Consider the following 20,480-nt stretch of genomic DNA (forward strand, 5'->3'; position numbering starts at 1 on the left):
GACGCGCCCTTTTGTTTTTCACATTTTTTCATCGAGTCTTGTACCTTTTGAATCTGAGATATATCTGTAAAGCTTGATTGCAGATTCAGCGTTTTTTGTTTGCAATGCATTTTGTTGAATTTGGGCCATATGGGATTTTATTTTATCAATTCTAACTTTATCTGCTTCTACAAGTATTTGAGCTATTTTTTTGTCAATTGATGATAAATTTTTTATAAGTTTTTCTCTCTGAAAGAGAAGATTCAATATTTTTTCATATTCGTGTTGTTCTATAAGGCTATCTATTTGTTTTTCTATCTCAAAAATCTCTTTCACCAGTTCTTTGTCACTAATCTCCAGTCTCTCCTTTCCCCCACGAAATTTTTCAATTCTCCGTAGATTGGATGATCTATTGCCTTAATTTCCAGCAATGGAACTATCACAAATTGTCTGTTGATCAAATCGTAATGAGGAACTGATAAATCCGGCAATTTGTATACTGTATTTCCATACATAAGAATATCCAAATCGATAATTCTTGGGCCCCATTTTTTCTCACGCTTTCTACCCATTTCTTGCTCTATTTTTAGAAGCATGTTCAACAATTCTTCAACAGAAAAATCCGTGTCTACTTCTAAAACACAATTATAGAAATCTGGTTGATCTTTCACTCCATAAGGATCTGTCTCATAAATGGAGGATTTTTTTATTATTTTTATTTTGCGCGATTCCATCAAATTGCAGGCTTGCTGAATATTTTTCAACCTATCTTCGAGATTTGAACCCACTCCAATATAAACGTTCCCGGGGCGCTTTTCCAGTATTATCTGTGCTGCAGCTACGAAATCATGTGTGATGCTTATATGAGCAAAATTGAAATAAAAACCTCTGTGAAAAAGTAAAAGAGGTTTCCCGGCATGGTTGTGGATAATCTCTATGTCTGTGAAAGAGTAATTTTTCACACCTGTTCCGATTGCTTTGAAGAAAGCTTCTTTCGCAGCGAATCTTGCAGCCAGATATGTTTTCTTATCCTTAATTGATTCGAATTCCAGTTGCTCCAATGGTCCGAGGATTCTTTTGCTTAAAGACAATTCTACTCTATCGATTTTGACTACATCAATCCCAATGCCAACGATCATACAGGATAAACAGGGGCCTCAAAATCTTTCAACAGATCAAAATCAACTTTGAGTTGATTTATATAACGTTTCTGGAGATATTTCTTGCCAATCTCTCCGAGAATCACGTATATCAGGACGTCCTCATCGCCGAGTATTTTCTTCACCAGTTCTGGGTCAATAGGAGCCGGCGGACGTCCATAGAAACCTTTTACATATTCTTTGACTTCTTTTGTTACTTTAGAGTATCTTTCGCCTGTCATGACATTCAGCACAGCCTGAACACCAACTATCTGGCTGGTTGGTGTCACTAACGGAGGATAACCAAGGTCTTTTTGAACACGCGGTATTTCTTCTAAAACCTCTTTCATTCTGTGGGCCATTTTTTGTTCCTGGAGTTGTTTTACCATATTTGAATACATGCCCCCAGGTACCTGCGCGTAGAGAATTTTTGGATCAATTGTTGTCATTTTTACATCAAAAGCAGCGTATTTTTGTCTTACCCTGGTGAAATGGTCTATGAGAAAATCGAGCGTATCCCAATCTAAAGCTGGTAAATCTCCATTTTTACTCAGAGCATAATAGATAGGCTCGAATGGAGGTTGTGATGTACCAAGCGCAAATGGTGATAGAGCGGTATCTATTATATCTGCCCCTGCATCCATGGCAGCCTGATAAGTTGCCGGTGCAAGCCCACATGTACAGTGGGAATGGACATTTATCGGGATTGAAAACTGTTTTTTCAGAGCACTGACAAGGTTGTATGCATCTTTTGGCGTGAGCAAGCCTGCCATATCTTTTATGCATATAGAGTCAACGCCGAGTTCTATCAATTTTCGAGCATATTCTAAGTAGTATTCAATTGTGTGAACAGGGCTGATCGTATAGGATATTGCTCCCTGTACATGAGCGTTTGATTTCTTTGCTTCATCGATGGCAATCAGCAAATTTCTTTCGTCGTTCAATGCATCGAATATTCTTATTATGTCTAAGCCATTTTCAACAGCTTTTCTGACAAAAAGCCTGACTGTGTCATCTGCGTAATGGCGATAACCAACCAGGTTTTGCCCGCGGAGAAGCATCTGAAGCTTTGTATTTTTGATTTTTTCTCTGATTTTTCTCAATCTTTCCCATGGATCTTCATTTAAAAACCTCACTGCAACGTCAAAAGTAGCTCCTCCCCAGACTTCCATGGAGTAAAAACCAACCTTATCTATAGCATCAAGAGCAGGAAGCATATCTTCGGTCGACATTCTTGTTGCAATAAGCGACTGATGACCGTCTCTAAGAGTTGTATCGACAAAGTTCACATTTCTCACCTCCTGTTGGAAAAATGCTTTATCAATGCCATGGAAAGTTCTATTTTTGGTTCAAAGCTGCTCAGGATGGCGTATTCATCCTCCGAATGAAATCTTCCACCGCTTATACCGAGCCCGTCAATTGAAGGAACATCAAATTGATAGAAAAACGCACTGTCAGCGCCACCATTTGAGTGCTGAACCTTTATTTCTTTGCGCAGTTCTTTCGAAATTTCTTCGAGGGCTTTCAAGATTTCCGGGTGCGGTTTCATGGCAGGACGCCTTTCCTGCAGGGACAGGTCACAGTTTGTTCCTTTTATTGAGCTGAAAGAGCATATTTGAAATACTTTTTCTTTGAATTTTTCAAGATCTTTCTGATCTGAGAACCTTACATCGAAGTACACCATGCAGAGATCAGGTGTTATATTTGACTTTTCCCCGCCGTTTACAATTGTTGGATTTGCAGTTAGATCTGAGAATTTTTCATTGAGAGAATATATTTCAACCAGTTTTTTACTTGCTTCAACTATTGCGTTGGCACCTTCTTCAAGCCTTGAGGCATGCCCTTTGATCCCTCTCACGGTTAAATTCATTGATGCTATGCCTTTTCTACTTATTACAACTTCGCCGTTAGAACCACCGGGTTCAAAGGATAAACAGCAGATACTTTCCTTGGCATATTTATAAAAAGTCTCTCTGCTTGTTTTTGAACCGAGTTCTTCATCCACATTCATGATAACGCATATGTCTTTAAAGCCACTGCTTACAGCTTTTTCAACAGTAGCGAGTAAAGTGACTATTCCACCCTTCATATCTGCAACTCCAGGACCATAGACGATATCATTCCTGACATTGAACGGTCTTTTGGATGATTCGCCTTCTTTGAAAACAGTATCGAGATGGCCTATTAGTGTTATGTACGGTGGCTTTCCAAGAATTCCAACATGAGCTGCGCTCTCTCTGATTAACTTAAAGCCAAGCTTTGCTAACTCTTCAGCCACGAAATCAGTTCGCAAAAGTTTCTGAGAAAGATCTATATCGAACCCTGTATCTGTGTTCACAAGCCTTTCGTATATTCCGAACCATTTTTTGTCCATCTTTTATCCCTCACAATCCAAGTTCTTCAAGAACCAGTATAATTTTTATTCTACCCGGTAAATTGCGTGAATCAAATATTACATGCAGATGCCTGCATATTCTCTGAGGTGAATCACAATCATGGCAAATTCCAGACACAGCACATGGTGTGGAAAGAGATAATCTTTTTGCATTCATCGGAGCAATATATCTGATTCTTTCTTTCGCTTCTTGCAAATCTTTTACAATCTTATTTGCGCTCACGATCAGTATTACATTTCTGGGGCCAAATGTAACTGCTGCCACCCTGTTTCCGAAGCCATCCATGAACACCAATTCTCCGTCCATTGTTACCGCATTCGCACTGCAAAAATAAAAATCGCTGTCGAACGCTTCAAGTTCTGTTTTCCTCCTATCCGGGGAATTATAACGGTCCAAAAATTTGTATCGGTTACTTTTGAGAAGATCAATTACACCACATTCATTGAGTGTTATAGATCCACCGCTGCTTATGACGGCTCCTTCTGGTACAATTCGTTCTACAAGCTTTCTGACATCGCTTGTGTTGTCTGCTATATAGACCTCAAATGCCTTTTTTTCCAGAATTGGTTTCAATTTCCTGCATAAAGACTCATATTTAAATTTGTATAATTCCTTTCTCAACAGTATCACCCTTTATTTATTATCTCATATTTTGAAGTTTGCAGTGCGAATCGAATCTATTTTTGGCGGGGTTATATTTAAATGAATGCAATCAAATCGCAGGTTTTCTAAAGATTTTGCAGTGTACGGGTGGATATGAGAGAATCTTAATGAGAGTTCCTGAAATTCTGAGGAGGTATGAAGATGAAAATAATTCAGACAAGTGGTGCACCAAAGGCAATAGGTCCCTATTCTCAGGCAATTGAGGCGGGCAATTTTATTTTTGTCTCCGGGCAAATTCCGATCGATCCTGCCACGGGGGAACTGGTGAATGGCGATATCAAAAAACAGCTAAGAAGGGTTCTGGATAACATAGAAGCCGTATTGATGGCTGCAGGTTGTACTCTGAAGAATATCGTGAAAGTCACTGTTTTCGTGGTTGATCTGAAGAGTTTCAGTGAGATCAACGAAGTCTATGGAGAGTATTTTAATGAGCATCGGCCAGCAAGATCCTTTGTTGAAGTCTCAGCTTTGCCAAAAGGATCTCAGATAGAAATTGAAGTTATAGCTGTAAAAGATGTAAATAAATAAGAAAACTGGCATTATTTTATTGATGGAGAATACAAATAATTTTTTACAGACGAGGGGTGAAATATGGTGAAAGATTTTTACAAACAAAGTGTTGAGGATGTGTGCAGCCATTTAGGAACAGATCCTGATAAGGGTTTGTCAAGTGAAGAAGCAAAAAAACGTTTGGAAAAATATGGACCTAATGAGCTTGCAGAAAAAAAGAAAAAGACTATCTGGCGAATGTTTTTTTCCCAGTTTACGGATTTTTTGATTATCATACTTCTTGTTGCTGCTGGTGTTTCGATACTTGTTGGGGAATCCGTTGATGCAATTTTGATAATGATCATAGTTGTTTTAAATGCTACTTTGAGTACGATTCAAGAATCAAAGGCCGAGAAATCTTTACAGTTACTCAAAAAGATGGCTGCTCCAATGGCGAGGGTTCTCAGAGATGGAATCGTACAAACCGTTCCGTCGCGGGAGATCGTCCCCGGAGATATTGTGATCCTTGAAGCTGGTAATTACGTCCCCGCTGATGGCAGATTGATTGAGACTGTTAATTTCTCGGTTAGTGAAGCTGCTTTGACTGGAGAGTCACAGCCTGTGGAGAAAACCACAGATCTGATTGATCAGGAAAATCTTCCTCTGGGCGATAGAACAAATATGGTTTATTCAGGAACAATAGTAAGCAGAGGTCGTGCCAAAGCTGTCATAACCTCAACAGGTGAGAATACAGAGCTGGGGAAAATAGCGAAGTTACTTTCGGAAATGGAAGAAACACAAACGCCATTGCAACAAAATCTTGAGAAGCTTGGTAAACAGATAGGGATGATCATACTTGCGATATGCGCTGTTGTATTTTTGGTTGGAATTTTTGAGGGCGAACCTGCTCTTGAAATGTTTTTGACAGCTGTCAGTTTAGCTGTTGCAGCTGTTCCGGAAGGATTGCCAGCTGTCGTTACTATAGTTTTAGCCCTGGGTATGTACAACATGGTGAAAAGGCATGCGGTTATAAGAAAGTTGCAAGCTGTCGAAGCACTTGGTTCGGTGAATGTCATATGTTCTGATAAAACCGGTACTCTGACTAAGAATGAAATGAATGTGGTAAAGTATTATCTTCATCCATCTATTATTCTCGATCAGGAACAAATAAAATCACAAAAATCTGAGCACATAGAAAAATTATTCATGGGAGCAATTTTGTGCAACGATTCATTTATAACTGTCAAAAATGGCAACAGAGTGACATCTGGAGATCCCACCGAAATAGCCCTTGCTCTTGCAGCTATGGATTACGGTTTTGACAAAAATGAACTTGAGAAGCGGATACCAAGAATACACGAAATTCCTTTTGATTCTGATAGAAAGATGATGACCACTGTTCATGAATTTGAAAAAAAGAGGCTTTCTTTTACCAAAGGGGCCCCGGATGTTGTTATAAAGAATTGCTCAAAATACATGGCGCCTGACGGCGAAATAAAAGTATTATCTGAAAATGATAAAAACGAAATTGAACAGGCAAATATGAAAATGGCCCAGGATGGCTTAAGGGTGCTCGCGGTTGCCTTTAGAGAGATTGGCGATGACTATTCGGAACTTGAAAAAGATCTGGTTTTTCTTGGCTTAATGGGTATGATAGATCCTCCGAGGCCCGAAGTAAAAGATGCTCTTGAAAGATGTAGAACAGCTGGTATAAACGTGATCATGATAACGGGTGATCATAAAATTACCGCTCAGACGATAGCGAGAGAAATAGGCATTTTGTCTGAAAATGACATGGTTTTAACAGGACACGAGCTGATTGAAATGGATGTAGAAGATCTTGTGAAAGTCGTGGATAAAGTTAAGGTTTATGCGAGAGTCTCCCCAACAGATAAATTGAAAATTGTCGAAGCTCTTAAGAAAAAAGGAAAAGTTGTTGCAATGACAGGTGACGGTGTCAATGACGCACCCGCGTTGAAAAAAGCAGATATCGGTGTTGCTATGGGTATAACAGGAACAGATGTTTCAAAAGATGCATCGGAGATGGTCCTTACAGATGATAATTTTGCAAGCATTGTTGCTGCAGTTGAAGAAGGAAGGAAGATTTTCGATAATATAAGGAAAGTGGTTTATTATCTTCTTTCGTGCAACATCAGTGAGGTTGTCACTATATTTGTGTCAATTTTGTTGAGATTGCCTTTACCATTAATACCCGTTCAGATTCTTTGGATGAATCTTGTAACAGACGGTCTTCCGGCTCTGGCACTTGGTGTAGAACCCGCTGAGCCAGATGTGATGAAACGTTCTCCGAGAGATCCAAAGGAAGGAATAATGAGCAAAGAAATTATGACGAATGTGTTTATTGGAGGAACGATTCTTTCGGTTTTGACTCTGTTTGTGTACAGCTGGGCGCTTTTGGAACATGACCAGATTGAGTTGCTTCGAACAATGGTGTTCTTTACCCTGTGTACAGGTCAATTACTGCATTCTCTGAACTCTAAATCCATAAAACTCTCTCTGTTTAAGGTTGGCATTAAGAACAATCCTCGTTTATTAATAGCAATAGCAGGATCATTCGCTTTGCTATTGGGTGTGATATATTTACCAATTCTCCAGAATGTATTTGGGACCACTAACTTGACTGGGAAACAGCTTGTGGTGTCTTTGATCGCAGCTATAATGATAATACCGCTGTATGAACTTGTCAAAGTAATCAGGTACAGAAAAAAAGAATGATGTGAATTGTGGTAGTATTTTGTTCAGGGGGAATTTTATGAAAAAGATATTGACAATCTGCCTATTTTTGCTGGCAACAGGAGCAATAGCCGGGGTATTTTTTTCGGTAAACCCTTCACTTGGCTTTTCAATTTATAACGACGTTTATGCAGATGGTAAAAAACAAGTGCGTGCAATAACTGATTATGGTGGCCAATTGAATATCGAATATGGTTTGGACGAAGGCTTGCGAATGGGAGCGGTTCTTGGCTTGCTAAGTATGTCTGTTGCCAGTGACTTAGGTACAACAGATGCAAACCTCTTTTTCGTAGGCCTGGCACCAAGTTTTTCTTTTGGTTTTCTGGATGTAATTGGAAAAATTACGGGTGAAATAATGTTTGTTTTTATGGGACCAACCGGTAGCTTATCTGCGCTTGGTCTTTCTGGCACAAGTAATCTTGAAGGAAGGATTTATTCAGGAAGATTTGACGTCCAGTTTCCCTTGAGTGAACAGTTTTCAGTTGGCGCTGGGCTCGGTGTGAGATTCCACGATCTGTACATATCTACCAGAAATGTTTACGTACGAACTTTGAGCACCCCAATTTACTTGAACATGAACTACAAATTTTAAAGCCCGCAGGATTTGCGGGCTTTACTCCCTATATCTTCCTATCTTGAGTATCTTGGCAATATTTGCATCTGGATCTATAACTGGTTTTATCTTTGGCATTGCACAGCTCATTATGGTAGTTACACCCGGGCCATGTCCAGCGTATTTACAATCACTGTGAATAACAACACCTATGGTTGCCGCTCCTTTTCTATAACATCTTCCGAATGTGTTGTCATGGTCCTGAATGTAAACAATATCACCAAATCTGAGTTTGTCTAACCCATATTTTTTCAAAGTTTTTTTATCGGCAGTCATTATATCGTAGTCGCCTGTACCCATGCTCGTTGAACCAATTCCGGAACCCATCAAAAAGGAAGGCACAACTGCCACGACCGGCATATAAAGTTTGCCATCTTTCTCCTCTATTGAAAGTTTTTCAAGCAGGTTTGGGTCAATGTTGTATACGTAGACATCGGGATAGTCTAAAAATTTTAACCCCTGTCCAAAACTTTTGATTAATATCTTGTCATCGAGTGTGAGCTTTTCAAGTACTTCATCAGGAAAATCTATCAAAACATGTTCAGCTCCGCCGTGATGACCTGTAACAACACCTTTTGCCCCCTTTGCATCCCCACTTACAACTCTTGCTTCGTTTCCAATACATGCGTAAAAATTGTAGCCTCTGTTGGGCCCTGAATCCCTCTTGTCTTGATCTAAGATTGTAGAGACACCGGGCTCAACATGATCTGCTTCCCAGCCAAAGGCACAATCCCCAACTTTTACGTTGTAGGTTATTCCACCTGTTCCAGGTAGCATAAATGGTTTTCCATCATGTGAGACGCTGTGTCTACCGGAATGTTCTGGCCTGACAATTGTACCCTGCACAGAGATCATGACAAGCTTATCCTTATTTGTTCTCATAAGAACACCTCCAGGATATATCCTATCAAATCTGTTCGAAAAACGAATTTTGATATTATTTTTTCACAGGAGGTATCTGTTAGTGGATGTACGAAAATTTCTATTGAAAATCTACAAAATTCTTTATGGAAGTTACGGACCACAAGGCTGGTGGCCTGCGGAAAGCTGGTTTGAAGTGATTGTCGGAGCTGTTCTGACACAAAATACATCCTGGAACAACGTCGAGAAAGCTATACATAATATAAGAAAAGCTGGGGCCCTTGATCCGGTGATACTGTTCAGGTTACGTAATGATCAGCTCTCTCAACTGATAAAATCGGCGGGATTTTACAATTTGAAAACCGTTAGACTTAAGAATCTGTTGTCCTTATTGTCGGAGTATAATTTTGATTTTCATTCTTTAAGTAGAAATATCACAAGAGAAATTCTTTTGAATGTTAACGGCATAGGGAAGGAAACAGCTGACTCAATATTACTTTATGCCTTTGATAAACCTGTTTTTGTTGTGGATAATTACACCAAGAGGGTTTTTGAAAGACTTGGAATTCTGAATAAAAAAGATAGTTATGATAAGATACAGGCGATTTTCCACGACCTGCCGAAAGATACTGGTCTGTACAAAGAGTACCACGCCTTGATTGTGAAACATGCAAAAGATATTTGCTTGAAAAATAAACCAAAATGTAACATATGTTGTGTTAAAGGTTTCTGTGCATTTCATACCCACATTAGCAAACCAATCAGCACTTGCTAATATTTGTTGTTTATGGTATAAATTATTTTGCGTAGTAAACAATTTGGAGAGGTGGCCGAGCGGTCTAAGGCGCACGCCTGGAGAGCGTGTGGTGGGCAAAACCCACCCGTGGGTTCAAATCCCACCCTCTCCGCCAAAGTACCGGGACAGACGTCCCGGTTTTTCAGTAGAGGTGATTTTAGTGAAGAAAATAATAGATAAATTAAGACCAGTGGTAATTGATATATTGAGTCAATTGGGACTTGAGTTGTTTGATATAACTCTCAGGCGGGAACGAAGAAAATTGGTACTTCGTGTTGTCATAGATGACCCGGAAAATTATGTAAGCATTCGTCAGTGTGAGATTGTTTCCAGTCAAATAGGAAACTATCTCGATGAAGCTGATTTGATAGACAGCAGCTATATTCTTGAAGTTTCCTCTCCCGGACTTGATAGGCCTCTTAGGGAAATGAAGGACTACAACCGTTTTGTTGGCAGATTGGCAAAAATATGGCTTAAAGATGGAAAAGTACTGGTAGGGAATATCAAGGAAACTACAGAAAACACTGTCTCCATTGAATTGAAAAATGGAGAGATAATCACTTTTTCGTTTGATCAGATCAAGAAAGGAAAACTTGAAATCGACTTTTAGAGGAGGTGGGTATATGAATCTTGGGCTTCTGGATGCTCTTGATCAACTTGAAGAAGAAAAGGGAATATCTAAGGATGAAATAATAGAAATTCTTGAAAAGGCGCTTGTCAGTGCTTACAAAAAAAATTTTGGGACAGCAAAGAACGTTGATGTGAAAATAGATCGTATGACAGGAGATATACAGCTTTTTCAGGTTTTCGACGTCGTAGAAGAAGTTGAGGATCCTTTGACTCAAATGAGTGTCGAAGAAGCGAGAAAAGCAGATCCGCTCGCAGAATCAGGAAAGAAAATTTTCAAGAAAATCAGTGTTAAGAATTTTGGCAGAATAGCCGCTCAAACCGCCAAACAGGTTCTTATACAGAGAATCAGAGAACTCGAGAAAGAAAGGCAGTATGAGCATTATTCAACTCTTGCAGGTAGTGTTATCACCGTTGAAGTCATAAGAGTTACATCTGACTGGGCTGATATAAGGGTTGGTAAAATAGAAACAAGGTTACCTAAGAGAGAATGGATTTCGGGAGAAAGCATCAGCGCTGGCGAACTCATAAAGGTTTATGTTCAGAGTGTTGTAAAAGATAAGAAAGGGCCGAAGATAATGGTCAGTCGGGCAGTTCCAGAGTTTGTAGCAGGGTTGCTGAAATTAGAGATACCAGAAATTGAAAACGATATAGTGCAGATCAAAGCGATAGTGAGAGAGCCCGGGGTCAGGACCAAGGTTGCTGTTGTATCGACAAATCCACAGGTAGATCCAGTTGGAGCGTGTATAGGAGAAGGAGGAAGCCGAATAAGTGCAATATTGAGAGAGCTCAAAGGTGAGAAAGTGGATATCTTCAGATGGACAGACGACCCGAGACAGCTTATTGTGAATGCACTCGCGCCTGCCTCAGTGACAAGTGTTGAGATACTTGATTTTGAAAGAAAAGCTGTGAGAGTTTTGGTCCCACCTACACAGTTATCTCTGGCCATTGGCAAAGGTGGACAGAATGCCAGATTAGCTGCAAAATTAACAGGCTGGAAAATAGATATAAAACCGGTTATGAATGTTTGAGAGGAGGATAAATGATGCTTTACGAGTCTTTAAGAAAAGAACTTCGTTCCAAAAAGTATAGAATGACCGCCCAGAGAGAAATCGTTTTGAAAGTTTTTGCTGAATCTGGAGAAAGACATCTTGGTGCTGAGGATGTTTACAGAAAACTCGTGGAAAAGAGGTACAGGATAAGCAAGGCAACTGTTTATAGAACGGTGGAACTCCTTTCAAAACTCGGTTTTCTCAGAAGATTGGAATTTGGTGAGGGTATTTACAGGTACGAACTTGCTGCACCAGATGCAGAAACCCTGCATCAACACATAGTGTGCAAAGCTTGTGGAGAAGTAATAGAGGTTGATGAAAAAATAGTGAAAGACCTTGTGAAAAATGTAGAATCAAAGACAGGTTATGTCATAAACGATTACGATATAAAATTCTATGGTTTGTGTCCGAAATGCCAGAATAGGAAAAGTATCAGCAGAGAAAACAGAATATAACCTGTAAGACCGAGAGAAAAATTTGGTACAAGAGAGGAAAGATGAATTAAACGCTGAACAAGATATACAAAAGGTGTTGCACCCTTCAATAGAATTTGGGCTAAGGTTTCCATGTGAATTGTTCTGAAAAAAATTGATATGAAAGCTGCCCATATTATGGGGATAACCAGATAAGTAGCAAAGATACTTAAAAAAGGCGAGAGAACATTTAGCGAGGAGAAGATATTTAAAAAGGGTGCAACACCAAAAAATGCCGAAAAAGGTGTGAAGAGAGTTTTTACAACAATGTGGTATGAGCGAATCTTTTCCTGGCAGATTAGGATAGACGCTGTTGCCATATAGCTCATCAAAAATGATGTTGATAATATACAATAGGGTTCCAGCAAAATATTGAATGTTCCAGCCATTCCAAGTACATTTAATGGTTCAACTGGATAGTCAGCAATCTTAAAAAAACTCCAGATGCAAAGCATTGCTGCTGCTCTGAATGCCGAGGGTGTTGGACCAGTGCTCAGTGCAAACATCAGAGCTATAAAAGCTCCGATGAACCTCCTGAAAAAGAGTTTGTATGTAAAAAAACTCACTATAATTTCCACAAGCGCATACACAATCCCCACATGAAGACCAGATACAGCAAATATATGGGCAAGCCCACTGTTTTTTAGATCACTATATTCTGCCTGATCAAATTCGCCATCACTGAAAAGCAGTCCATTGACTGTTTTTGCAAATGGTCCGAGAACATCTATGATGAAAATTTCGTTTTCCTCTTTGAATTTTTGCAAGATGCTCATAACTTTTAAAAACCCTCTTGCTGTTTGTCTGACACCGCAGGAAAAATCTGGTACAACTGTATATAGAGGATAAGAAAAGGATTTGCTGATTTTTCCATAGATATATACCTCTTCCCCGGGATTTATCTGATCAGATTTCACTTTTACATCATGGTGCAGATAATTCCATTTCCCATTCTCAAAAAATCTGACATTGCTCACAACAGTATAGCTGGATTTTTTTAAGGTACAGAACCCGACTATTTCCGATCTTTGTGGAACATTGCCAGGAAGGCTGATGATCAAACCAAGAACGACACACAGGAGGTAGATCCTAACAGAAAGATGTTTCCACAATAAAAAAATGGCGATACCAACCATTGAGAAAGAAATTAAAAGAGCCGGGGATAGCAAAACCCCGGTTGAAATACCAAGAAAAGATATCAGCCAGAAATAATTCATGCACCATATTTTTCAAGTCTAAGAGCATGAGCAAGAATGATACTCATCGCATCTACTGCGTAGAATGTGCCGAGAGTTCCTTTTGCACATTCGTATTCATCGAAAGCCTTGCTTAAACCCTTTCTTGTATATTTTGACCACAACATGAACGGTACAGGATGCCAGCTGTGTGATTTGAGAGCAGCTGGTGTTGAGTGATCTCCTGTTATGGCAAGAACATCCGGATTTAAAGAAATGATTTCGGGTAGAACCGAATCAACCTCTTCTATAACATGCACCTTAGAATCGAAATCTCCGTCTTCACCATAGGAATCTGTTTTTTTCACGTGGAAGTAGAAGAAATCGTAACTACCCCAGACACTTTTCAGTGTTTGCATTTCTTCTTGTATAGTTGACCCCGTTTCAATTACATCCATCCCGACAAGCTTTGCGATGCCTCTGTACATGGGGTATGTTGCTATTGCAGCAGCTTTAAGTTTGTAAACCTCAGGAAATTGCGGTAATTTTGGGTATTTTGAAAACCCCCTTATAAGGGCGAAGTTCATCCTTTCTTCGTCTTTGAGCACATCTGCTATTTGATTCATGAGCTTGTTTACAATTTCCGATGTCTTTTTTGCTTCTGCTGTGAGAGGTTGGGTGAGCAGAATTGGTTTGCCTTCTTTTTGTGGATCGGCATCGGTTATTTTGTCATCAAGGCCCTCAGCAGTTAGTTTAACTACAAAACGATGCTCCTTGCCAGGGTAAAAAGTTATCTTGACGCCATCAATTTCTTTGATAAGACTTGAGAGTTTTTGAACAACTTTTCCGCTTTCCTCTGTTGAAGGTCTTCCTGCTCTTCGATCTACAATAATACCATTTTTTACAGTAGCAAAATTTGCCCTCGCAACGATATCTTTTTCTTCAACGTCTACATTTGAACCAAGAGCTTCGAGTATTCCTCGACCTATTTGATATTTAACAGGATCGTAACCAAATAAGGCAAGATGTCCGGGACCGCTGCCAGGTGTTACTCCATGAAGGACTGGTATAGTCTGACCGAGGTCTGAATCTTTAGCAAGTTTGTCAAAGTTTGGAGTGTTTGCTTTTTGAAGTGGTGTCTCTCCATTTTTTGGAATATCACCGATTCCATCCATAACAAGTAAAACGATTTTAGTTTGCGCAGGCTGAACTATCTCGCTTAAAAGCTGTTGCCTGTCGTAATTCATCATCTCACCTCCGTATAGGTTGAAAGATTAGATAGATTTCTTTCATAAGATTATCTTCGATTAAGTATAAATCTTCTTCAGTTATATCTATAGAAAGAACTTTCAGAAGTTCGATGAGAAAATCGCTTCCTTTTTTGATTCCGTTCAAATGCAACTCCTCAAGTGAAAAACTTTCATTTTCGAGCTCAGAAATTCTCTTTGCAAATTGCCAATGGTACTCCTGTATATCTGTTACTACATCGTTCACAAAGCTCTGAAGATCAAAGTTTCCGTGTGCACTGATGTGCAGGAAGATTCTCATCAATGTTATTGCCACTGCAAGCATTATTCCGCTTCCATAAAGCGAAACAGCCACTTTTGTAACATTTTTTTCCATTTTTATCGGATCATCATTTGATGCAAGTATTATAAACATCACGATGTCCAGCCATTGTACGGTGTCTATCTCTGTGTCTGTAGCAGGTAGTATTCCATTTTTCACCATGTTAATACGATCTTCGTTCTCTAAAAGATCTACCAGTTTTTGCACGTTTATCTCGCCTTTTTCCATGCACGGTTTGAATTTCTTGACTTTATCCGATATAAAATCTGGCACATCAACAGGACGCCATTGCCTTAAAAAAGTGATTAAATCTTCCATTTTCTCATAATACGGTGATGAAAGTTTTTCAGATAAGCGAATAGCTTCCTCTTTGTCAACAAAAAGTGTCAACAGCACTCTGTTGTAATTTAAAGAAGGATCATTGTTGTTGATCTCAAAAGCCCTGTCTATAAAATCTTTTGCCTGTTCATAGAAACCGAGTTTTCTCAAAATCAGAGCATATTCATTCATTATAGTGGCATCCTGAGGCTTTTTTTCTACAAGATCTTTTAGAATATGCATAGCTTCGAAATGTTTTCCAAGGCGAGACAGAGTGAAAGATAAATTGAATAAACTCAAATAGTCTGTTTTATCTATTTGTACAGCTTTTCTCAAACTGTTCTCCGCATGGTCATATTTTTGCAAAATGTTGTAAGCTACCCCTAAGCGTGCATATGCTTGTGCGAAGTTTGGATCGATTTGAATTGCCGTCTGGTAAAAATCGCATGCCTGTCTTACCTCCCCCATCTCCATATAACAATCCCCTATTCTTAATAGCGGTAAAAGAAAATTTTTGTCCGATTCAAAAGCCTTTTTGTATTCCAGTATGGCATCTTCGAACTCTTTTTTTGACCTCAAAAGATTCCCAAGTTCGTAATGGCCGAGTGCAAAATAATTGTTTTTTGATGTACTTGACCTCAGAAAAATTTCAGCCTGATCGTAATCCCCGCTTCTCGATAAAATCACACCTTTGAAAAAATCGTATCTGTAATCTCTCTCGAGCTGTTCAACCTTTCCAAGCCACTCTTCAGCTTCTGTCAGGTTGTTTTCATTCAGGGCCTCTTTAACTTTTTCATAATAGAAGTAAATCAAATATGATTTGTAATACTGATCTTTCGAAATCTCATACTGAGCTTCTAAGCCCCTTATGATTATATTCACGGGTATGTGATTCTCATCGAGAATCTCTGGCAGATCTTCTGCAAGTACTGGAAGTTTCACTGGTAGGTTCAATCGTTTGGCTTTATCAGGTTTCAGTGGAAGATAAACTATTGCCTTGATAAGCACTCGCCTCCTCTACAGTTTCGAAGGTAAATCTTCCAAGTTTTCCTTGAGATAATTTGATAAAGAAATCTACAAGAGCCCTTTCTCTGTCAGGTATGCCGCCTTTCAGAATCATTCCCATTTTTTGTGCGTGCCTTTCCAGAAAATCCTGCAGACTGTTTTCTTCAAGCTTTGCACGTCTGGCATATATTTCAAAAGCCCTTTCCAGAACCTTTGGGGGAACATTTTCAGGAATCAAACATCCGGTTAAAAGAAGCTTCGCAGCTAAATCTGAACTCCAGAGCTTTGGTAATAGCAACCCGGGCGTATCAAGTATTCTGAGTGAACCTCCTGCCGAAAACCACTGCAAACCCCTCGTGATGCCAGGTGCAGCCCCAACTTTTGCTGAGCGCGTTCCTTTAAGCTTGTTCAGTAAAGTTGATTTGCCGACATTTGGTGCACCAACTATCATGATCAACGAGTTTTTATCCGCGTGGTTTGCAATGAAGTCTATGAGGTAGTTTTTGGTGGTATTTTTGTTGAAAATTAATACCTTTTCATTTTTACTCTCAAAAAAAATCTTCCACTTCATGGTTTGTTTAGGATCAGCTATGTCTGATTTGCCGAGAATCATGACCTTCTTTTTCCCCATAAGGAATTTCCTGTCGTAAGCCTGCGTGGCGAGGGGAGCTCGTGAATCAAGCAATTCTACGACAAGGTCTATATCTTTTATGATACGGTGTATTGTTTTTGAAGCTTTTGCCATGTGCCCCGGGTACCACATGAAAATTACCTCCTATAACATTGTATACCAATGTCGATTTCGATGCACCAGAATGATAAAATAAGCTTGGGGGAGATACTATGAGAGTCCTTGGATTGATTCTTGCAGGAGGACAGAGTAAAATGCTCGGCTCTCTTGTGTCAAAGAGAGCAAGTGCAGCGCTGCCTATATTTGGTAAATATCGTGCTATCGATTTCACTCTCAGCAATATGGTCAATGCTGGTATAAAAAAGGTTGGAGTGCTTACTCAGTACAACCCGAGAAGCTTGATGGACCACCTTGGCTCAGGGAAAGAGTGGGATCTGGATAGAAAAAATGGTGGATTGTTTCTTCTCCAACCATACGTAAGCCAAGAAGGTTATTACTGGTATAAAGGAACGGCAGACGCTATTTTTCAAAACATGACGATACTCAGGCGTGGTGAAGAAGATTACGTTCTTATAGGTTCCGGTGATCACATATACAAAGCAGATTTTGGTGATATATTCAACTTTCATTTTTCTACAGGTGCCGATATAACATTGCTTGTTAAAGAACTTGACGAAACGTACGATCTTACTCAATATGGAATAGTGAAACTTTCGGGAAACAGGGTAATGGAAATTGAGGAAAAGCCAGAAAATCCCAAAAATAATACCGCTTTCTTAGGAATATATTTTATGAACAAATATCTTTTGATGGAGTTGCTATACAATTACGTAAATAGAGGAGAAAATGACCTTTTGAATATCGTCATTTCTCAGATAGACAGGCTCAAAGTACATGGCTATGTTTTCAGAGGATACTGGAGAAATATCAAAAAGGGAGTTGCCGAGTATTTCCGTGTGAATATGGATTGTTTGAAAAGAGAGATCCGTGAAGAGCTGTTTTACAAACATGGGAAAGTCTATACAAAACTGAAAGATTTTCCCCCACCTAAAATAGGTGGAAATGCGGTTGTGAAAAACTCAATAGTTTCTGATGGATGCATTGTCAATGGATATGTAGAAAACTCAATACTGTTCAGAGGCGTTGTTGTGAAAGCAGGTGCGGTTGTTGAAAATTCTGTCTTAATGCAAGATGCGGTTGTGGAAGAAGGCGCAATTGTCAGAAATGCGATTCTCGACAAAGAAGTTTTGATTAGACAGGAAGCAAAACTGATTGGGAGAGATTCCATAGCAGTTATGGAAAAAAGGGCAGTTCTATGATGAGGTGGTTAAAATGAGGAAAGTTCTCGCTCTCATTTTGGCTGGCGGCCATGGGAAAAGATTAGGGGTTCTGACTGAGAAAATAGCCAAGCCCGCTGTACCTTTTGGTGGAAAATACAGACTTATTGATTTCACTCTTAGCAACTGCGTGAATTCTGGAATATACCATGTGGGAGTTTTGACTCAGTATAGGCCGCATCTGCTCAACAATCATATAAATATTGGTCGTCCATGGGATCTGGATAGGAAAAAAGGTGGAGTGACAATACTTCCCCCTTATCTTGGTGGTGTAGCAGGCTGGTACAGAGGAACTGCCAACGCGGTTTATCAAAATATAGAATATGTTGATTCTGCTGATCCCGATTTTGTGCTCATCCTTTCTGGTGATCATGTGTATGCGATGGATTACAACGATATAATAGATTTTCATATATTGAAAGGTGCTGAAGGTACTATTGCTTGCATAGAGGTACCTCCTGAGGAAACGAATAGATTTGGCATCATGATGACAGATCTTGATTCAAGAATAGTAGATTTTGAAGAAAAACCGCAAAGGGCAAGATCGAATCTTGCATCTCTTGGCATATATGTTTTCAATTGGAAGTTTTTGAAAGAGTATCTTATTAGAGACGAGCAAAACAATGAAAGTACGCACGATTTTGGCCATGATATTATCCCTTTGATGATAAATGAAGGATGCCAGATATACGCTTTCAAATTCAATGGTTACTGGAGAGATGTCGGAACAGTTAGATCTTATTGGGAAAGTAACCTGGAGCTCACAAGGCCTATTCCTCCTTTGAATCTCTACGATCGACATTGGCGATTCTTTACACAAACAGAAGAAATGCCACCTGCGTACTGTGCCCCAACGTCGAAAATAGTTAATTCTATAATCAGTGAAGGATGCGAGATATACGGTTTTGTCGAAAACAGTGTGATCTTTCAGGGAGTTTACATTGGTGAAAATGCAGTGGTAAAGAACAGTGTTGTCATGACATCAACAAAGATAGGAGAAAATTGCGTTATCACAGACGCTGTAATAGCTGAACGAGTTATTGTGGAAAATAGAGTAATTATTGGTGAGGGTGATGATGCAAAAAACAAGTTAGATAGCGATGTTTATACCGGGCAAATCACTGTTATTGGGATGTATTCGGTTATACCATCAGGTTCAGTAATCGGTAAAAATTGTGTCGTTGGCGTCGGGGTAGAAAAAGGTGATTTCAAAACTCAGAAAGTAGAATCGGGGGATTATATACTTCATAAGGAGTGAAGGAGTTTGGATTTTTACTTTGTTAAGTATCGATTGAAAAGCCGTATCACGGCAGAAGAAGGGATAGGTTTTTTCTTCGGGAAAGTTAATGAGCCTCCCGAATATGATCTGCTAATTGTTCCAAGCAGGTATTCAAATTTTCTGAGGTTAGATCTCTCAGATGATTATGCTGCTTTTATAAAAGGGTTTAACGATCTCAAGTCAAAGTTATCATCGCAGATTCCAGAAAGTGTAGATCTTTCGAACGAATTTTTGAGTTACATTAAAGGATATATCTCTCGAAAAGGTGGGCAGCTCTTTGGGGCAGAGCTGAGTGCTGCTGTTAAAGACAGCGATGTAGATCTCGTGCAGTATATCGTTTCGGAGATTCTCAAAGAATGGGCCCCAAAGATAGAGATTACAGTTGAATTCAAACAGGTCAGCTACCAAGAAATATCCGCAGAGAATTTTATGCAATTGTGGCAGGATTTCGATAGCGAGGGTTTGGTTGATGTACTGAAGAGGCCAGATATAGCAGATCTTGCTGAGATTTTTCCACTGGTTGACCCTATAAGAGGTAAAGTTCTTGCGGAATTTGATGTTGGAGATCCTATTTTTTTCGTAATCCTCAATGTAAGAAATTCAGAGAATCTGGAAAAGCTCAAATTACTTTACCCCAAGCATTTTTCGCAGCAAGGAAATGTAATCCCGCTGCCCGGTATACTTGTTGGCAAAGAACTCATAAGAGGTAAAAAAGAGGAATATTACCTGATAAAAGTTGATATGGGTGAAGGTTTGCTCGGAAGGGGTTTAATACCTAAGTCTATAAAGATAATGTCTGAAGTCCAGAGATTTGAAGAAAAGATCACAAAATCACAACAAGAATGGAACGACAAACTTTCTCAGATGGTATCAGAGAAGCCAGAGCAGCAGAACCAGAATCAAAGTGTAAAATTAGCTGGAATTAGATCTGATATGAAATCTCACGGAAGTGATTTCCTAATAGCCTTTCTGATGACCTTGATGGTCTTGGGAATAATCTTGATTGTTTCGTACTTTTTCACATTATGAGATACGGGTTTTTAGTCCTTGATATGGTGATAGGCCTGCTTTTAATAGCGATTGTCATGGTGATTGCTTTTTCCACTATTTCTCATCAACGTTTTTTAATAAAAAGGGCTTTCGAAATGGATTTAGCGAATCGGACAGCCATGAATATATTTGTGAGAATTGTAACAAACAGTGAGATTCCAGAAACTTCCAATGGTTTTCAGATAAATGTTCTGAGTGATAAGATAATCTTAGAATCATCTACAAAGATCTACGTTTATCAGATCGGAGATGATGATGGTTGATATTGAGGGCA

General features: G+C 39.3%; 21 protein-coding genes and 1 tRNA gene. 12 read left to right on the top strand and 10 right to left on the bottom strand.

Going from position 1 to position 20,480, the window contains the following annotated elements:
- Positions 1 to 18: 18 nt before the first annotated feature.
- The 5 genes from TLET_RS01360 to TLET_RS01380 are packed head-to-tail and all read right to left on the bottom strand — an operon-like array spanning position 19 to position 4,135.
- A complete protein-coding gene (locus TLET_RS01360; RefSeq protein ID WP_012002315.1) occupies positions 19 to 315 on the bottom strand; it encodes a hypothetical protein in 297 nt (98 codons plus the stop codon).
- Positions 312 to 1,118 (bottom strand): 2-amino-4-hydroxy-6-hydroxymethyldihydropteridine diphosphokinase, encoded by an 807-nt coding sequence (gene folK, locus TLET_RS01365; protein WP_012002316.1) that lies wholly within the window; start codon positions 1,116 to 1,118, stop codon positions 312 to 314. Before folK ends, TLET_RS01360 begins: the two co-directional genes overlap by 4 nt.
- Positions 1,115 to 2,407 carry a pyruvate carboxylase subunit B gene (locus TLET_RS01370; RefSeq protein WP_012002317.1) on the bottom strand — a complete coding sequence of 431 codons (1,293 nt, stop codon included), beginning with the start codon at positions 2,405 to 2,407 and terminating at the stop codon, positions 1,115 to 1,117. Before TLET_RS01370 ends, folK begins: the two co-directional genes overlap by 4 nt.
- A 5-nt stretch (positions 2,408 to 2,412) precedes the next feature.
- Positions 2,413 to 3,492 carry a M20 family metallopeptidase gene (locus TLET_RS01375; protein ID WP_012002318.1) on the bottom strand — a complete coding sequence of 360 codons (1,080 nt, stop codon included), beginning with the start codon at positions 3,490 to 3,492 and terminating at the stop codon, positions 2,413 to 2,415.
- Positions 3,493 to 3,502: 10 nt separating this feature from the next.
- Positions 3,503 to 4,135, bottom strand: coding sequence for a lactate utilization protein (locus TLET_RS01380; RefSeq protein WP_012002319.1), 633 nt, complete (start codon positions 4,133 to 4,135; stop codon positions 3,503 to 3,505).
- A 183-nt stretch (positions 4,136 to 4,318) separates the two neighbouring features.
- Here TLET_RS01380 and TLET_RS01385 point away from each other — a divergent pair, with 183 nt between their 5' ends.
- The 3 genes from TLET_RS01385 to TLET_RS01395 all read left to right on the top strand — a co-directional run bounded on the left by TLET_RS01385 (position 4,319) and on the right by TLET_RS01395 (position 8,012).
- Positions 4,319 to 4,705 (top strand): RidA family protein, encoded by a 387-nt coding sequence (locus tag TLET_RS01385; protein WP_012002320.1) that lies wholly within the window; start codon positions 4,319 to 4,321, stop codon positions 4,703 to 4,705.
- Between the two features lie 63 nt (positions 4,706 to 4,768).
- A complete protein-coding gene (locus TLET_RS01390; RefSeq protein WP_228369026.1) occupies positions 4,769 to 7,402 on the top strand; it encodes a calcium-transporting P-type ATPase, PMR1-type in 2,634 nt (877 codons plus the stop codon).
- A gap of 37 nt (positions 7,403 to 7,439) precedes the next feature.
- Positions 7,440 to 8,012, top strand: a complete 573-nt coding sequence (locus TLET_RS01395; RefSeq protein WP_012002322.1) for a hypothetical protein — start codon at positions 7,440 to 7,442, stop codon at positions 8,010 to 8,012.
- Positions 8,013 to 8,033: 21 nt separating this feature from the next.
- Here TLET_RS01395 and TLET_RS01400 read toward each other — a convergent pair whose 3' ends face one another.
- Positions 8,034 to 8,915, bottom strand: coding sequence for a DUF4438 domain-containing protein (locus tag TLET_RS01400; RefSeq protein WP_012002323.1), 882 nt, complete (start codon positions 8,913 to 8,915; stop codon positions 8,034 to 8,036).
- Positions 8,916 to 8,997: 82 nt separating this feature from the next.
- Between TLET_RS01400 and TLET_RS01405 the strand changes: the two genes are divergently transcribed.
- From TLET_RS01405 to TLET_RS01425, 5 genes are all read left to right on the top strand, one after another.
- Complete coding sequence (locus tag TLET_RS01405; protein ID WP_012002324.1) at positions 8,998 to 9,669, top strand: endonuclease III domain-containing protein; 672 nt, start codon at positions 8,998 to 9,000, stop codon at positions 9,667 to 9,669.
- Positions 9,670 to 9,714: 45 nt separating this feature from the next.
- Positions 9,715 to 9,805, top strand: a tRNA-Ser gene (locus tag TLET_RS01410).
- Positions 9,806 to 9,850: 45 nt separating this feature from the next.
- A complete protein-coding gene (rimP, locus tag TLET_RS01415; protein ID WP_049753323.1) occupies positions 9,851 to 10,300 on the top strand; it encodes a ribosome maturation factor RimP in 450 nt (149 codons plus the stop codon).
- Positions 10,301 to 10,313: 13 nt separating this feature from the next.
- On the top strand, positions 10,314 to 11,348 hold the full coding sequence (nusA, locus tag TLET_RS01420) for a transcription termination factor NusA (protein WP_012002326.1): 1,035 nt from the start codon (positions 10,314 to 10,316) through the stop codon (positions 11,346 to 11,348).
- An 11-nt stretch (positions 11,349 to 11,359) separates the two neighbouring features.
- Positions 11,360 to 11,824, top strand: coding sequence for a Fur family transcriptional regulator (locus TLET_RS01425; RefSeq protein ID WP_012002327.1), 465 nt, complete (start codon positions 11,360 to 11,362; stop codon positions 11,822 to 11,824).
- On the opposite strand, the gene TLET_RS01430 is transcribed toward TLET_RS01425, so the two are convergent.
- From TLET_RS01430 to TLET_RS01445, 4 genes are read right to left on the bottom strand one after another with little or no spacing between them, the layout of a single operon-like run.
- Complete coding sequence (locus TLET_RS01430; RefSeq protein WP_012002328.1) at positions 11,764 to 13,059, bottom strand: ComEC/Rec2 family competence protein; 1,296 nt, start codon at positions 13,057 to 13,059, stop codon at positions 11,764 to 11,766. The two genes, TLET_RS01425 and TLET_RS01430, sit on opposite strands and share 61 nt — an antisense overlap.
- Complete coding sequence (locus tag TLET_RS01435; RefSeq protein WP_012002329.1) at positions 13,056 to 14,264, bottom strand: 2,3-bisphosphoglycerate-independent phosphoglycerate mutase; 1,209 nt, start codon at positions 14,262 to 14,264, stop codon at positions 13,056 to 13,058. Before TLET_RS01435 ends, TLET_RS01430 begins: the two co-directional genes overlap by 4 nt.
- A gap of 4 nt (positions 14,265 to 14,268) precedes the next feature.
- Complete coding sequence (locus tag TLET_RS01440) at positions 14,269 to 15,912, bottom strand: tetratricopeptide repeat protein (RefSeq protein ID WP_012002330.1); 1,644 nt, start codon at positions 15,910 to 15,912, stop codon at positions 14,269 to 14,271.
- Positions 15,872 to 16,672 carry a GTPase gene (locus TLET_RS01445; protein ID WP_012002331.1) on the bottom strand — a complete coding sequence of 267 codons (801 nt, stop codon included), beginning with the start codon at positions 16,670 to 16,672 and terminating at the stop codon, positions 15,872 to 15,874. The genes TLET_RS01440 and TLET_RS01445 overlap by 41 nt, the downstream gene beginning before the upstream one ends.
- 80 nt (positions 16,673 to 16,752) lie before the next feature.
- Here TLET_RS01445 and glgD point away from each other — a divergent pair, with 80 nt between their 5' ends.
- The 4 genes from glgD to TLET_RS01465 are packed head-to-tail and all read left to right on the top strand — an operon-like array spanning position 16,753 to position 20,469.
- Positions 16,753 to 17,859, top strand: coding sequence for a glucose-1-phosphate adenylyltransferase subunit GlgD (gene glgD / locus TLET_RS01450; protein WP_012002332.1), 1,107 nt, complete (start codon positions 16,753 to 16,755; stop codon positions 17,857 to 17,859).
- Between the two features lie 13 nt (positions 17,860 to 17,872).
- Entirely contained in the window at positions 17,873 to 19,135 is a 1,263-nt protein-coding gene (locus TLET_RS01455; protein WP_012002333.1) for a glucose-1-phosphate adenylyltransferase, read from the top strand.
- A gap of 6 nt (positions 19,136 to 19,141) precedes the next feature.
- On the top strand, positions 19,142 to 20,185 hold the full coding sequence (locus TLET_RS01460; RefSeq protein ID WP_012002334.1) for a DUF4899 domain-containing protein: 1,044 nt from the start codon (positions 19,142 to 19,144) through the stop codon (positions 20,183 to 20,185).
- 23 nt (positions 20,186 to 20,208) lie between these two features.
- Complete coding sequence (locus tag TLET_RS01465; RefSeq protein WP_144313060.1) at positions 20,209 to 20,469, top strand: hypothetical protein; 261 nt, start codon at positions 20,209 to 20,211, stop codon at positions 20,467 to 20,469.
- Positions 20,470 to 20,480: the final 11 nt, after the last annotated feature.

The sequence above is a fragment of the Pseudothermotoga lettingae TMO genome, from assembly GCF_000017865.1.
GTDB lineage: Bacteria > Thermotogota > Thermotogae > Thermotogales > DSM-5069 > Pseudothermotoga_B > Pseudothermotoga_B elfii.

What these genes read in the sequence shown, in the direction of transcription:
- TLET_RS01435 (WP_012002329.1), bottom strand. Translation starts at nt 14,264, where the DNA reads ATGAATTACGACAGGCAACAGCTTTTAAGCGAGATAGTTCAGCCTGCG.
- nusA (WP_012002326.1), top strand. Translation starts at nt 10,314, where the DNA reads ATGAATCTTGGGCTTCTGGATGCTCTTGATCAACTTGAAGAAGAAAAG.
- TLET_RS01375 (WP_012002318.1), bottom strand. Translation starts at nt 3,492, where the DNA reads ATGGACAAAAAATGGTTCGGAATATACGAAAGGCTTGTGAACACAGAT.
- glgD (WP_012002332.1), top strand. Translation starts at nt 16,753, where the DNA reads ATGAGAGTCCTTGGATTGATTCTTGCAGGAGGACAGAGTAAAATGCTC.
- TLET_RS01395 (WP_012002322.1), top strand. Translation starts at nt 7,440, where the DNA reads ATGAAAAAGATATTGACAATCTGCCTATTTTTGCTGGCAACAGGAGCA.
- TLET_RS01465 (WP_144313060.1), top strand. Translation starts at nt 20,209, where the DNA reads ATGGTGATAGGCCTGCTTTTAATAGCGATTGTCATGGTGATTGCTTTT.
- TLET_RS01425 (WP_012002327.1), top strand. Translation starts at nt 11,360, where the DNA reads ATGATGCTTTACGAGTCTTTAAGAAAAGAACTTCGTTCCAAAAAGTAT.
- TLET_RS01390 (WP_228369026.1), top strand. Translation starts at nt 4,769, where the DNA reads ATGGTGAAAGATTTTTACAAACAAAGTGTTGAGGATGTGTGCAGCCAT.
- TLET_RS01445 (WP_012002331.1), bottom strand. Translation starts at nt 16,672, where the DNA reads ATGTGGTACCCGGGGCACATGGCAAAAGCTTCAAAAACAATACACCGT.
- TLET_RS01430 (WP_012002328.1), bottom strand. Translation starts at nt 13,059, where the DNA reads ATGAATTATTTCTGGCTGATATCTTTTCTTGGTATTTCAACCGGGGTT.
- TLET_RS01455 (WP_012002333.1), top strand. Translation starts at nt 17,873, where the DNA reads ATGAGGAAAGTTCTCGCTCTCATTTTGGCTGGCGGCCATGGGAAAAGA.
- folK (WP_012002316.1), bottom strand. Translation starts at nt 1,118, where the DNA reads ATGATCGTTGGCATTGGGATTGATGTAGTCAAAATCGATAGAGTAGAA.
- TLET_RS01385 (WP_012002320.1), top strand. Translation starts at nt 4,319, where the DNA reads ATGAAAATAATTCAGACAAGTGGTGCACCAAAGGCAATAGGTCCCTAT.
- TLET_RS01400 (WP_012002323.1), bottom strand. Translation starts at nt 8,915, where the DNA reads ATGAGAACAAATAAGGATAAGCTTGTCATGATCTCTGTGCAGGGTACA.